Genomic DNA, 13,620 nt, shown 5'->3' on the forward strand with positions numbered 1-13,620 from the left:
GACGGCATGGAATGACAACATCAAGACGGGGAACGTCTGAACCGGCAACCGCGCGCAGCGTCGGGGAAACCGGACAGAGGGATCTCAAAGACAATATCAGGATGGAGAGTGTATGAGCAGTTATCGGATCGCAGTATTGCCGGGTGACGGCATTGGCCCGGAAGTGATGGCCGAAGCCGTCAAGGTGCTGGAGAAGGTGCAGGCCAGGTTCGGCCTCGCCTTCGAGTATGATAACCATGACGTGGGCGGCATCGCCATCGACAACCACGGCACCCCGCTGCCGCAAAGCACGATCAAAGGCTGCGAAGCGGCCGATGCCGTGCTGTTTGGCTCGGTGGGCGGCCCGAAATGGGAGCATCTGCCGCCCAACGATCAGCCTGAGCGTGGTGCCCTGCTGCCCCTGCGTGCCCACTTCAAACTGTTCTGCAACCTGCGCCCGGCCCGCATCTACACCGGTCTGGAACAGTTCTCCCCGCTGCGTGCCGACATCTCGGATCGCGGTTTTGACATCGCCTGCGTACGCGAGCTGACCGGCGGCATCTACTTCGGCCAGCCCAAGGGGCGCGAGGGAGAAGGCGCGAAAGAGAAGGCGTTCGACACAGAGGTGTATCACCGCTTCGAGATTGAGCGCATCGCCAAGATTGCCTTTGAGTCGGCGCGTGTGCGCCGTGGCAAGGTCACCTCCATCGACAAGGCCAACGTGCTCGCCTCTTCCATTCTGTGGCGCGAGGTGGTGACGCAAGTTGCCAAGGATTATCCCGATGTCGAACTGAACCATATGTATATCGACAACGCCACTATGCAGCTCATCAAGGATCCATCCCAGTTCGATGTGCTGCTCTGCTCCAACCTGTTTGGCGACATTCTCTCCGACGAGTGTGCCATGATCACTGGCTCCATGGGGCTGCTCCCCTCCGCCAGCCTCAACGAATCGGGTTTCGGCCTGTTCGAACCGGCCGGTGGTTCGGCCCCGGATATCGCCGGCAAGGGTATTGCGAATCCCATTGCCCAGATCCTCTCCGCCGCCCTGATGCTGCGTTGCAGCCTAGGCCAAGAGGCTGCCGCCCAGGCCATTGAGCAGGCCGTGGCCCAGACCCTGGCCGAGGGTTACTTCACCGCCGACCTGCATCAGGCCAGCGCCCGCCATCCGGTGCAGAGCACGTCCGAGATGGGTAGCCAGATCGCCGCCCGGATCTGAGCCACATAACAGAGAACAAGGAAGAGAGAAGCAATGGCCAAGACCCTCTATCAGAAAGTATTCGACGCCCACGTGGTACGGGAAGTGGAGGAGGAGACCCCCCTCATCTACATCGACCGCCATCTGGTGCATGAAGTGACCAGCCCGCAGGCATTCGACGGCCTGCGCGCCATGAATCGCCAGCTGCGCCGCCCGGATCTGACCTGGGCCACCATGGATCACAACGTCTCCACCACCACCAAGGACATCGCCGCCTCCGGCGAGATGGCCCGCATCCAAATGGAGACGCTGGCGGACAACTGCAAGGAGTTCGGGGTTCGCCTCTACGATCTCAACCACAAATATCAGGGGATCGTCCATGTGATGGGCCCCGAGCTCGGCATCACTTTGCCCGGCACCACCATCGTCTGCGGTGACTCCCACACTGCCACCCACGGCGCCTTCGGTTCGCTGGCGTTCGGCATCGGCACTTCCGAAGTGGAACATGTGATGGCAACCCAGACCCTGAAACAGGGCCGCGCCAAGACCATGCGCATTTCGGTCAACGGCAAGCTGGCCGAGGGCATCAGTGCCAAGGACGTGGTGCTGGCCATTATTGGCAAGGTCGGCCATGCCGGCGGTACCGGCTATGTGGTGGAATTCGCCGGCGAGGCCATCGAAGGCCTCACCATGGAAGGGCGGATGACGGTGTGCAACATGGCCATCGAGCTGGGCGCCAAAGCGGGGATGATTGCCCCCGACCAGACCACCATCGACTACATCCGTGGCAAGGAGTTTGCCCCCAAGGGCGAGGTACTGGAGCAGGCCATCGCCTACTGGCAGAGCCTCAAGAGCGATGAAGGCGCCCACTTCGATGCCGAAGTGGTGCTGGACGCCGCCGATATCGCCCCGCAGGTCACCTGGGGCACCAACCCGGGGCAGGTGATTGCCGTTAATGAACCCATTCCGGCGCCGGAATCCTTCAGCGATCTGATGGAGCAGCAGTCAGCCCGCAAGGCGCTCGCCTACATGGACTTGCAACCGGGTCAGAAGCTCTCCGACGTTGCCATCGACAAAGTATTTATCGGGTCGTGCACCAACAGCCGCATCGAGGATCTGCGCGCCGCCGCCGCCATCGCTCGCGGTCGCAAGGTTGCCGCTGGCGTGCAGGCGCTGGTGGTGCCGGGTTCCGAGCAGGTGAAGGCGCAGGCCGAAGCCGAGGGGCTGGACAAGATCTTCATCGAGGCCGGTTTTGAGTGGCGCCTGCCCGGCTGCTCCATGTGTCTGGCCATGAACAACGACAGGCTGCAACCGGGGGAGCGCTGCGCCTCCACCAGCAACCGCAACTTCGAAGGGCGTCAGGGCCGCGCCGGCCGCACCCATCTGGTCAGCCCGGCCATGGCCGCCGCTGCCGCCGTCACCGGCCGCTTCGCCGACATTCGCGCACTGTAAGAGGACATTTCGATGACAGGATTCAAACAGCATACAGGGATCGTCGTCCCCCTCGACAGCGCCAACGTCGACACCGACGCCATCATTCCCAAGCAGTTTTTGCAGAAGGTCAACCGCATCGGTTTTGGCAAGCACCTGTTCCACGACTGGCGCTTTCTGGACGATGCCGGCCAGCAGCCAAACCCCGAGTTCGTACTCAACCAGCCGCAATTCGCCGGTGCCAGCATCCTGCTGGCGCGGGAGAACTTCGGCTGCGGCTCGAGTCGCGAGCACGCCCCCTGGGCGCTGGCCGACTACGGCTTCAAGACCATCATAGCCCCGAGCTTTGCCGACATTTTCTACGGCAACGCTATCAACAACGGCATGGTGCCGGTGCGTCTGAAGGAGGAGGAGGTCGACGCCCTGTTCCAGCTGGTCGCCGCCCAGCCGGGCATCCAGATCGAAGTGGATCTGGAAGCGAATCAGGTACGTGCAGGTAGCCTCAGCTTCGGTTTCGAGATCGACGAATTCCGCCGTTATTGCCTGCTCAACGGCTTGGATGCCATCGGCCTGACCCTGCAGCACGAGGCCACCATCAGCGCCTTTGAGGCAAAGCAGCCGAGCTGGATTTAATCAGCCAGTTGCAAAAAACGAGTAGAATCAACAGGGAGCTTCGGCTCCCTGTTTTACTGTCCGCGACGCTTCCCACTTTGGACCACCGGAACTGGCCCGTGCCACAGGAAAGGATGATGAAGAGACCGACGGCAATTCCTCTGCTCTGTGCCCTGCTGCTTGCCCTGCCTGCGGGGGCCAGCCAAACCAGCTTCAACAACAGCCTCGGCCAGATCAGCGTCGGCTGGCAGGATAGCGAAGGCAAATCCCAACAGCTCACCTACCGGCTCGAACAGGGCAAGTTACCGCCTCTCATCGCCTATCGCCCGGCCAGAATGCAGGAGGAGGTATTGCAGGTATTGCTGCGGGAGGTGCGCCAGAACTACCCCGAGGTGCAGTTCACCCTCTCCCGCCCCTCGCTGGAGCTGCATCTGAAAAGCCGCAATCAGGACAAGGCACGCGAGGCGATGGCCTTTCTGCAGTCCAAGCGGAGCAAAGAGGAGCAGGCGTGGCTGACCAAACACTACTTCCAGTACTTCAACACCCCCGACGGGCAGCTGGCGGTGAAGCAAGATCATGTGCGCATCGCGCTGGAGAGTCGCAGCGGGCTGGCTCCGCTGGCGGATCAGCTCAAACAGCAGGGCAGTACCGAAACAGAAGCGCGCCAGAAAACCGTGGCCCATATGCTCACCTTTATCCAGAGCATCCCCTATCAGCAGCTCGACAGCCTGAATGGAAGACAGGGCAAGGGCTTCCTCCCGCCCCGTCAGGTACTGGAACAGAACCGGGGTGATTGCGACAGCAAGGTGACTCTGATGGCCGCCATGCTGGCCCAGCTCTTTCCCGAGCTGAAACAGGCCATGGTGTTCGTCCCCGGCCATGCCCTGCTGGCTGTTGACCTGCCCGCCAAGCCGGGGGATGCGACCCTCAACTGGCAGGGGCAAAACTACCTGCTGCTCGAACCCACAGGCCCCGCCACCTTGCCTGCGGGCCAAATAGCTTCGACCAGCAAAACGCTGGTCGATAGCAAGCAGTTGAGTGTGCAACCGGTTCAGGAAAAAGGCTAACCCCCTCCCTCTGCCGATGAGGAGAGAGGATTAACCCTGAGGCAGAAACTCCACCGCCAGCAGCAACCCGCTCTCCTCCTCCAGCACCCGGATAATACGGGCATGAGCTTCAAAGGGAGGCAACAGGTTGTTGTTGGTGGCAAGACTGATCCGGATGGGCTGATTGATGTCGAGCTGGTGTTCAGAGACCGCAATTCCCATGCCGTTGGCACTGAGATCCCGGCAGATCCCCTCCAGCACCAGCTGCTGCTGATAGACGGTGACCGGAGCATTGATGACCATGCGCGCAAAGGCACGCCTTTCCTTGGTATTGGTAAGCACGCGAACATCCTCTGTTGGGTGGGCGTCATCTCATGGGTATTGCACAATTGTGCTGGTCTACCCAAAAGAACGTTAATACAATGCGGTTCGTTTCTCAAACGGGGTGCGGTTTACCGCTGAGATTATACCCGTGTACCTGATCCAGATAATGCTGGCGGAGGAATTTGAGGCATGGCGCTCATTTTTTGCGCCCTCACCCGCTGGCACCTCGTTATTAACAAGTAATAGGGAGTGCCACCCATGAAGACCCTGCTGCTGGTCACCACCGGCCTGCTGTCGGCCAATGTGTTCGCCGCCGACACCCTCACCGTCTACACCTACAGCTCTTTCACTGCCGAGTGGGGTCCGGGGCCCAAGATCAAACAGGCCTTCGAGAAAGAGTGCGACTGCACCCTCAATCTGGTTCCCCTCGAAGATGGGGTCGCCATCCTCAACCGGCTGCGGCTGGAGGGCAACCACAGCAAGGCCGATCTGGTGCTGGGGCTCGACGATGCCCTCATCAGCGAAGCCAAGCAGAGCGGTCTGTTCGCCCCCCATCCCGCCAAGCTGGATGGCATCAAGGTGCCGGGTGGCTGGCAGGATGACACCTTCGTCCCCTACGACTACGGCTACTTCGCCTTCGTCTATGACAAGGACAAACTCAAGCAGCCGCCCAAGAGCCTGAAAGAGCTGGTGGAGCGTCCCGACCTCAAAGTGATCTATCAGGATCCCCGCACCTCCACCCCGGGGCAGGGGTTGATGCTGTGGATGAAGTCTGTCTACGGCGACAAGGCGCCTGCCGCCTGGGGCGAGCTTGCCAAAAAGACGGTTACCGTCACCAAGGGGTGGTCAGAGGCTTATGGCATGTTCCTCGATGGCGAAGCGGACATGGTGCTCTCCTACACCACCTCTCCGGCCTATCACCTGATTGCCGAGAGCAAGCCCCAGTATCAGGCTGCGGCATTTGAAGAGGGGCACTACCGTCAGGTAGAAGTGGCCGCCAAGCTGAAGAGCGCCAAACAGGAGAAGCTGGCTGACCAGTTCCTGCAATTTATGGTGAGCCCCGCCTTCCAGAACGAGATCCCGACCGGCAACTGGATGTATCCCGTTATCGACACGCCGCTGCCCAAGGGCTTCGAGCAGATGATCACCGTAGCCAAGCCGCTCGCCTTCAGCAGCGATGAGGTGGCCGCCAATCGCAAAGGGTGGATCCGCGAGTGGCTGCAAGCCGTCACCCAGTGAGCCATTATCTGAAACTACAGGCTCGTCCCCTCTGGTGGTTGCCGGGCAGTGTAGCTACCCTGTTGATCCTGCTGTTATCCCTCGGGCCGCTGGCGGCCCTATTGTGGCAGGCCGGTTCACTGGCCCCCCGCACCCTGCTCGCAGATCCTTATCTGCGTCATGTGCTGGGCTTCAGTCTGGGGCAGGCACTGCTCTCCACCCTGCTCAGTCTCGGGCTCGCCATTCCGGTGGCCCGCGCGCTGGCGCGGCGGCGCTTCGTTGGCCGCACCCTGCTGATCAAGTTGTTTGGCCTCTCGCTGGTTCTGCCGGTCATCATCGCCATCTTCGGTATCGTGGCTGTCCACGGCAAACAGGGATGGCTGCCGCAGCTGCTGCGCACCTTGGGGCTGGATCCAGGCAATTATCTCTACGGCCTGTTCGGTATCCTGCTGGCCCACGTCTTCTTCAACATGCCGCTGGCGGCCCGCCTGATGCTGCAGAGCATAGAGAGCATCCCCGAATCGAGCTGGCGCCTTGCCAGCCAGCTCGGCATGCGCTCATCCCATATCTTCCGGCTGCTGGAGTGGCCTCTTATTCGCGGCATATTGCCGGGGCTGGCCAGCCTCATCTTTATGCTCTGCTTCACCAGCTTCACCACAGTGCTGGCGCTGGGAGGCGGTCCGAAATCCACCACGCTGGAGGTGGCCGTCTATCAGGCGCTGCGCTTTGACTTCGATCTCGCCACCGCAGGCGGACTGGCGCTGGTGCAGCTGATCCTGACCGCCGCCCTGCTCGCCCTGCAGCACAAGCTGCAGAGCACCCCGGCCAGCAGGGTGACACCCCGTCGTCCCTGCCTGCGGCCGGATCGCCATCAGCCAGGCACGGCCGTGGTGGATCTCCTCTCGCTCAGCATCGGGCTCGCCATCTTTCTGCCACCGCTGCTGGCCATCGTGGTGGCAGGCCTTCAACCCGACCTGCTGACGGCGCTCACGTCCAGCAAGCTGTGGCAGGCGAGCGGCCAGTCACTGTTGATTGCGCTGGCGGCGGGCACCCTTGCCACCCTGCTTGGCAGCGGCCTGTTGCTCACCAGCCGTCACCTCAAGGTGCGCACCCGCCAGCGGCGCGCTGCGGCCCTGTGGGAGGCCAGCGGTTCGATGATCCTGATGATCCCGGCGGTGGTGCTCTCCACCGGACTCTTTATCCTGTTTATGCCCTTTGCCGATGTATTTGCACTCGGCCCATGGCTGGTGGTGCTGGTCAACGCCCTGATGGCGCTGCCCTATGTGATGCGCACCCTCTCTGCCCCCATGCAGTTGGTGGTACGCCAGTACGATCGGCTGGCGGACAGTCTGGGGGTACGCGGCCTGCATCGCCTGCGACTGGTGGAGTGGCCGCTGCTGCGCCGCCCGCTGGCACTGGCGATGGCGCTGTCGATGATCCTCTCGCTGGGGGATCTTGGCGCCATTGCCATGTTTGGCAGTCAGGAGCTCACCACTCTGCCCTGGCTGCTCTACCAGCAGCTCGGCAGCTACCGATTGACCGAGGCAGCCGCCACCGCTCTGCTGCTGCTGACGCTCTGTTTCTCCCTGTTCTGGCTGGTGGAGCGGGGGCTTGGAGGAAAACATGCTGAACATTGATACGCTGGTGACCAGCTACCCCGACTGGCGCGTCAGCTTCAACGCGAAGCTGCCCAAGGGGGAGATCACCGCACTGATCGGCCCAAGCGGCGCAGGCAAGTCGACCCTGCTCGGAATGATCGCCGGTTTCGTGCCGGTGGAGTCAGGCAGCCTCAGCTTCGATGGTGAAGATCTGCTGCCGCTGGGGCCAGCCGAGCGGCCAGTCACCACCCTGTTTCAGGATCACAACCTGTTCCTCCACCTGTCGGTGTTCGACAACATCGCCATCGGCTTGCACCCGGGCCTGCGCCTGAGTGCAGCCCAGCGGGTACAGGTGATCGATGCAGCCGCGCGGGTTGGTCTTGGCGAGATGCTAAGCCGCCTGCCTGAACAGCTCTCTGGCGGCCAGCAGCAGCGGGTCGGGCTGGCTCGCGCGTTGGTGCGCGGCAAACCGCTGCTGCTGCTGGATGAGCCCTTCTCTGCCCTCGATCCGGCCCTGCGTCGGGAGATGCTGGCCGAAGTGGCCCGCCTCGCCTGCGAGCAGGGCATTACCGTGTTGATGGTTTCCCACAATCCGGAGGATGCCCAGCTTATCGCCGATCAGGTGCTGTTTGTCGACGAGGGGCGCATCGCCCTGCAAGGCAAGCCGGATATTCTACAAAATAGCGACCACCCGGGGCTGCTGCGCTATCTGGGTCAATAGCCCTTGGCACAAGACTGCGCCGGGATCAAAAAGGGAGGCCGATTGGCCTCCCTTTGTATCTGGAAATATTCAGTTTAATCAGAGGTTTTCCTCGGCGAACGAGGCCAGTCGGCTGCGTACCACGCCGTTGAGGAAGATGTTGGCACTGCCGTCAAAATCCTTGAAACGCTCGACGATGTAGGTCAGACCCGAGGTCACCGGGCTCAGGTAGTTAGAGTCGATCTGGGCCAGGTTACCGGAGCAGACGATCTTGGTGCCCTCGCCGCAGCGGGTGATGATGGTCTTGATCTGGGACGCGGTCAGGTTCTGGCACTCATCCAGCAGCACGAAGGTGTTCTGGATGCTGCGCCCGCGCATGAAGTTGACCGATTTGAACTGGATGTTGGCCTTCTCCATGATGTAGCTGAGCGAGCCGCTCATGTTCTCGTCCTGCTTGTGCAGCACCTCCAGGGTGTCGGTCACCGCCGCCAGCCAGGGCATCATCTTCTCCTCTTCGGTGCCGGGCAGGAAGCCGATGCTCTCAGCAATTTCCGGGGTATTCCGGGTGACGATCACCTTCTCGTAAATGCCCTTCTCAATCACCAGCTCCAAAGCCGCCGCCATGGCCAGCAAGGTTTTGCCGCAACCCGCAGGGCCGGTCAGGATCACCAGATCGATGTGCGGATCGAGCAGTGCATCCAGCGCCATCCCCTGATAGACATTCTTGGGGTGTACACCCCACGCCTTGCGAGACATCAGTCGCTCGCGGCCCAGATCCTTGATGCGGATCTTGTTGCCATCGTGGCTGAGCACCCGGGCGGCGAAGAAATTCTCTTCATCCACCAGATACTGGTTTACATGAACCCCTTCCAGCAGATTGGCATCGATCACATGGATGGTGTCGCGGCCATGGGTCTCGCTCTCGCACTCGCCAACCCGCTCCCAGAAGCTGCCGGGCACCACCTGAAAGCCTTTGGCCAGCAGGCGGATATCATCGATCAGCTGGTCACTACGGTAATCTTCAACGTGAGCAAGCCCGGCCCCCTTGGCCTTGAGGCGCATGTTGATGTCTTTGGTGACCAGCACCACCTGACGCTTCAACTCGTGCTTTTGCAGATAGAGGGCCGCGTTGATGATGCGGTTGTCGGCCTCCTTGTCGGTAAAGACCTCGGCATCCTGCGGCAGATGGTGATCGCTGAAGATGCAGATATTGCCGCTCGCTTCGCCAGCCAGCGGCACGCCCTGGGTGATCTGATCCGGGGTTGCATCGCGGAACACATCTTCCAGCGCACGAATGGCCACCCGCGCGTCGCGGCTGACATCCTTGTTGCGATCCTTGATGTTATCGAGCTCTTCCAGCACCGTCATGGGGATGAGCACGTCGTGCTCTTTGAAGGAGTAGATAGCGAGGGGTTCGTGAAGCAGAACGTTGGTATCCAGGATAAACAGCTTTCGGTCCGTATTGTCCATAAGCATCCTCCTTGGCACTGAAGGGCCACGTGTGTGAATCTCAGATGTCATTGAAACCACACGGCCGTGACAGTTTTATTACCCTCAACGCTACGCCCGATTTTACTATCGCGCAACAAATCACTGGGCCGCCTGATTTGATTGCGCATAAAAACAGCAATACAAAGACCGGCACTGTGGCCGGTCTTTTTTCTATCGTTCAACTACTTGAGCATGTTTGTCAGCCGCACTTGGAGTCGCCACAGTTGAGGCAGGTCATGCAGCCATCCTTCAGCACCAGCGCCTTGGTGTGGCACTTGTAGCAGAGCGCGGCATTGGCCGGGAAACCACTGCCAGTCTGTTGCTCTTCAGCCTCCTGAGCCGCCTTCAACTCGGCCTGCTTCTCGGCCAGAAACGCCTGCTGATGCTCGTCCAACCCCGGCGCCTTGAGCATGCCTATCTCGGTGAGATGGCTCTCGATCACGTTGCCAATTTCGGCGATCAGCGATGGAACGTACTTGCCCTTGTTCCAGTATCCGCCCTTGGGATCAAACACCGAGCGCAGCTCCTCCACCAGGAAAGTGACATCCCCACCCTTGCGGAATACCGCCGAGATGATGCGGGTCAGCGCCACGATCCACTGATAGTGCTCCAGGCTCTTGGAGTTGATGAAAATCTCGAACGGACGGCGAGTTTCGTGAACCGTGCCCTCGTTGAGAATGATGTCGTTGATGGTGATGAACAGTGAGTGCTCGGAGACATGCTCCGGCGTCTTCAGCTTGTAGGTGGTGCCCATCAGCCGCTCCGGGCGCAGCACGGTTTCGTGCATGTGCACCACGTCATCCTGCGCAGAGAGATCTTCTTGCGGCTCATCCTTGGTACGCACCTTGTAGGCGACGATTTTTTTGTCGATCTTCTTGACCATAATGTCGTTCTCAGAATTTACCGTAATAGCCTTCTTTCAAGGCGTCGTAGAGGTTGGCGGCCGTATGCAGCTCGCCATCGTATTCGATCTCTTCGTTCCCCTTGACGGAGATGACGGAGCCATCCTCCAGAGTGAACTCATAGAGGGTGTTCTCCAGATCTTTCTCCTTCACCAGCACGCCCTGGAAGGCCTCCGGATTGAAGCGGAAGGTGGTGCAGCCCTTGAGGCCGGAGTCCGAGGCATACATGTAGATATCCTTGAACTGCTCGAACGGGAAATCGGTCGGCACATTGGCAGTCTTGGAGATGGAGGAGTCGATCCAGCGCTGGGCCGCCGCCTGAATGTCCACATGCTGCGCCGGAGTGATGTCATCAGCAGTAATGAAGTACTCAGGTAGGCGGCTCGCCTCCTCTTCGCTGTACGGCATGGCGACCGGATTCACCAGCTCGCGGTAGGCCAGCAGCTCGAAGGAGTAGACATCCACGCTCTCCTTGCTCTTCTTGCCCGGCTTGATGACGTTGCGGCTGTAGTGGTGAGCAAAGCTCGGCTCGATGCCGTTGCTGGCGTTGTTGGCCAGTGACAGCGAGATGGTGCCGGTGGGCGCAATACTGCTGTGATGGGTGAAACGACCACCCACTTCCGCCAGCTCGGCGACCAGCGCAGGATCCACCTCGGCAACCTGCTGCATGTAACGGCTGTAGCGTGCGTGCAGCACCTTGCCCTTCACCTTGTCGCCCACCTTGATGCCATCAGCCGCCATCTCGGGGCGCAGACGCAGCATCTTGCCGGTCACTTCAAACTCCTGCTCCATGATGGGGGCCGGGCCCTTCTCCTTGGCAAGACGCAGGGACTCCTGCCAGCCGGTCATCGCCAGCTCCTGGGATACCTGCTCGGTGAAGGCGACGGACGCGGCAGAACCGTACTTGATCTGCAGCATGGTCAGGGTCGAACCAAGACCCAGGAAACCCATGCCATGCCGGCGTTTGGCTGTGATCTCCTCGCGCTGTTTGGCTAGCGGCAGCTGATTGATCTCCACCACGTTGTCGAGCATGCGGGTAAAGATGGCCACCACCTTGCGAAACGCCTGCCAATCGAACGCAGCGCTTTCAGTAAAAGGGTCGCGCACAAACTTGGTCAGATTGACCGAGCCCAGCAGGCAGGCGCCATAAGGCGGCAAAGGCTGCTCGCCACAGGGGTTGGTCGCGCGGATCTCTTCACAGAACCAGTTGTTGTTCATCTGGTTGACCTTGTCGATCAGGATGAAGCCGGGCTCTGCATAGTCATAGGTCGAGGTCATGATGACATTCCACAGCTTGCGGGCGGGCATGGTCTTGTAAACCTTGCAGGCGACCTGCCCCAGCTCGTTGAATACAACCCCTTCCTTGTTGGGCCAGTCGGCCCATAGCACCTGAGCAGGATCGTCCAGCGCAATGCCATCCTGCTCCACCTCTTTGGCGGTGTAGGGGAAGATCAGCGACCAAGGTGCATCCTCTTTCACCGCCTTGACGAAATCTTCGGTGATGAGCAGGGAGAGGTTGAACTGACGCAGACGGCCATCTTCACGCTTGGCCTGAATAAACTCGATCACATCGGGATGGCGGATATCCATGGTGCCCATCTGGGCGCCGCGACGGCCACCGGCTGACGAGACGGTGAAACACATCTTGTCATAGATATCCATAAAGGAGAGCGGGCCGGAAGTGTAGGCACCGGCACCGGAGACAAAGGCACCCCGCGGGCGCAGGGTCGAGAAGTCATAGCCGATACCGCACCCGGCTTTCAGGGTCAGGCCAGCCTCGTGCACCTTGCCGAGGATATCGTCCATCGAATCTTCGATGGTACCGGAAACAGTACAGTTGATGGTTGAAGTGGCAGGCTTGTGCTCAAACGCCCCGGCGTTGGAGGTGATGCGACCCGCCGGAATGGCCCCATTGCGCAGCGCCCACAGGAACGGCTCATACCAGGCCTCCGGTTCCGGCTCCTGCTCTGCCAACGCACGGGCTACCCGCTGGTAAGTCTCATCGATAGAGTTGTCGATGGGAGTGCCATCCTTGCTCTTGAGGCGATACTTGCTATCCCAGATCTCGAGGGACGTTTCCTGCATGGGGATAAGGCGGGAGCCAAGCTCACTCTCCAGCACCGGGTTCGATTTAGCCATTTTCAATCAACCTTATGTGAATGCATCAACATCATGACAACAGCAGAAAACACAACTAATGGTGCCATCTAAAATTAATGACACAACATATAGTACACCTGATGCCATGAGGGCGCAGATTCTAACCTAAAAAAATGCCCCGGCCAGCAGATTTCTGGGCCAGGGCACTTAACTGATTAATTTGCTGAGAGATTTAACACTCAGAGATAGATCAGGGCTTCTTGACGTAAACGGTCGGTGTTTCACCCGCCATATTCAGATAGAACTCGTAGACGCCATCAGCATCCGGTGAGAACTTCATGTCCTCATACTTGGAGCAGGGGTTGACCGGCACCGCCTCACCACCCAACACGGCAACACCATCACTCGGGCTCTTGTAACCAAAGTTGGTCCCGCAGCTCCAGCCTGAATCAGCAAACTTGAACTTGTAGGGGGCCCACTCTTTCTTGAGGGTGCCTTTGGCCATATAGAGCTTGTCGGCCACCTTGACTACCTTGCTTTCATCAGTCGCCATCCAGTCGTTCATCTCCCCGCGCAGGTAGATGGACTTGCCACCGAAGTCGCTGTTGTCTGCCCCCGCCTGCTCTGCACCACCATTGGATGCGCAACCGCCTAATACCAGGGTTCCCGCCGCCAGCATCATCGTTACTGTTCTTTTGAACATGGGTCTATTCCTTAAATTATTGTGATTCCTTGGTCCATCCATGTGGACTGAAGAATTAAACCAGAGCGGGCATCACAAGAAAGGTAGAGGCATCACATTCTGTGTTTTTTATATCCAACCCATTGAACCAGCGAGCAAATATTGAACACGAAAGGAGATCCTTTTGGGGCTTCACAGGGGGATTCAATGAATGACAAGAAGGGAAAAGCTTAATAAGCTGGCGACTTGCTGAATAGCAGGTAATAAAAAACCCCGCTCGATGAGCGGGGTTTCTTGTATTGGGTGCCTGGCAGTGTCCTACTCTCGCATGGCGAATGC

Annotated in this window: 12 protein-coding genes and 1 riboswitch; of the genes, 7 read left to right on the forward strand and 5 right to left on the reverse strand. The window is 59.7% G+C overall.

Going from position 1 to position 13,620, the window contains the following annotated elements; translation table 11 throughout:
* Nucleotides 1-112: 112 nt before the first annotated feature.
* The 4 genes from leuB to G5221_RS18515 all read left to right on the forward strand — a co-directional run bounded on the left by leuB (nucleotide 113) and on the right by G5221_RS18515 (nucleotide 4,287).
* The gene (gene leuB / locus G5221_RS18500) at nucleotides 113-1,198 is read left to right on the forward strand and encodes a 3-isopropylmalate dehydrogenase (RefSeq protein ID WP_111900669.1); all 1,086 of its coding nucleotides are present in this window, start codon (nucleotides 113-115) and stop codon (nucleotides 1,196-1,198) included.
* Between the two features lie 33 nt (nucleotides 1,199-1,231).
* A complete protein-coding gene (gene leuC, locus G5221_RS18505) occupies nucleotides 1,232-2,629 on the forward strand; it encodes a 3-isopropylmalate dehydratase large subunit (protein WP_266135455.1) in 1,398 nt (465 codons plus the stop codon).
* Between the two features lie 12 nt (nucleotides 2,630-2,641).
* Nucleotides 2,642-3,241 carry a 3-isopropylmalate dehydratase small subunit gene (gene leuD, locus G5221_RS18510; protein ID WP_421263672.1) on the forward strand — a complete coding sequence of 200 codons (600 nt, stop codon included), beginning with the start codon at nucleotides 2,642-2,644 and terminating at the stop codon, nucleotides 3,239-3,241.
* A 116-nt stretch (nucleotides 3,242-3,357) separates the two neighbouring features.
* Nucleotides 3,358-4,287: a transglutaminase domain-containing protein gene (locus G5221_RS18515; RefSeq protein WP_266135457.1), complete on the forward strand. Its 930-nt coding sequence runs from the start codon at nucleotides 3,358-3,360 to the stop codon at nucleotides 4,285-4,287.
* A gap of 30 nt (nucleotides 4,288-4,317) precedes the next feature.
* Here the strand turns inward: G5221_RS18515 and G5221_RS18520 are convergent, their stop codons facing one another.
* The gene (locus G5221_RS18520) at nucleotides 4,318-4,608 is read right to left on the reverse strand and encodes a PilZ domain-containing protein (RefSeq protein WP_005339160.1); all 291 of its coding nucleotides are present in this window, start codon (nucleotides 4,606-4,608) and stop codon (nucleotides 4,318-4,320) included.
* Nucleotides 4,609-4,697: 89 nt separating this feature from the next.
* A riboswitch (TPP riboswitch) is annotated at nucleotides 4,698-4,788 on the forward strand.
* A 60-nt stretch (nucleotides 4,789-4,848) separates the two neighbouring features.
* Between G5221_RS18520 and thiB the strand changes: the two genes are divergently transcribed.
* Genes thiB through thiQ form a run of 3 tightly spaced genes read left to right on the forward strand, consistent with a single transcriptional unit; the run spans nucleotide 4,849 to nucleotide 8,127 of the window.
* Nucleotides 4,849-5,829, forward strand: coding sequence for a thiamine ABC transporter substrate binding subunit (gene thiB, locus G5221_RS18525; RefSeq protein ID WP_236271637.1), 981 nt, complete (start codon nucleotides 4,849-4,851; stop codon nucleotides 5,827-5,829).
* Entirely contained in the window at nucleotides 5,826-7,445 is a 1,620-nt protein-coding gene (gene thiP, locus G5221_RS18530) for a thiamine/thiamine pyrophosphate ABC transporter permease (protein ID WP_421263673.1), read from the forward strand. The genes thiB and thiP overlap by 4 nt, the downstream gene beginning before the upstream one ends.
* On the forward strand, nucleotides 7,432-8,127 hold the full coding sequence (gene thiQ, locus G5221_RS18535; RefSeq protein WP_368208303.1) for a thiamine ABC transporter ATP-binding protein: 696 nt from the start codon (nucleotides 7,432-7,434) through the stop codon (nucleotides 8,125-8,127). The genes thiP and thiQ overlap by 14 nt, the downstream gene beginning before the upstream one ends.
* A gap of 78 nt (nucleotides 8,128-8,205) precedes the next feature.
* Here thiQ and G5221_RS18540 read toward each other — a convergent pair whose 3' ends face one another.
* The 4 genes from G5221_RS18540 to G5221_RS18555 all read right to left on the reverse strand — a co-directional run bounded on the left by G5221_RS18540 (nucleotide 8,206) and on the right by G5221_RS18555 (nucleotide 13,302).
* Nucleotides 8,206-9,576: a PhoH family protein gene (locus G5221_RS18540; RefSeq protein ID WP_005358170.1), complete on the reverse strand. Its 1,371-nt coding sequence runs from the start codon at nucleotides 9,574-9,576 to the stop codon at nucleotides 8,206-8,208.
* Nucleotides 9,577-9,796: 220 nt separating this feature from the next.
* Entirely contained in the window at nucleotides 9,797-10,480 is a 684-nt protein-coding gene (locus G5221_RS18545; protein WP_144713660.1) for an NrdJb, read from the reverse strand.
* Nucleotides 10,481-10,490: 10 nt separating this feature from the next.
* Nucleotides 10,491-12,638 (reverse strand): adenosylcobalamin-dependent ribonucleoside-diphosphate reductase, encoded by a 2,148-nt coding sequence (locus G5221_RS18550; protein WP_421263674.1) that lies wholly within the window; start codon nucleotides 12,636-12,638, stop codon nucleotides 10,491-10,493.
* A gap of 211 nt (nucleotides 12,639-12,849) precedes the next feature.
* A complete protein-coding gene (locus G5221_RS18555) occupies nucleotides 12,850-13,302 on the reverse strand; it encodes a pullulanase (RefSeq protein ID WP_005349109.1) in 453 nt (150 codons plus the stop codon).
* Between the last annotated feature and the right edge of the window lie 318 nt (nucleotides 13,303-13,620).

This window comes from Aeromonas sp. 602200, assembly GCF_049173895.1.
GTDB lineage: Bacteria > Pseudomonadota > Gammaproteobacteria > Enterobacterales > Aeromonadaceae > Aeromonas > Aeromonas veronii_A.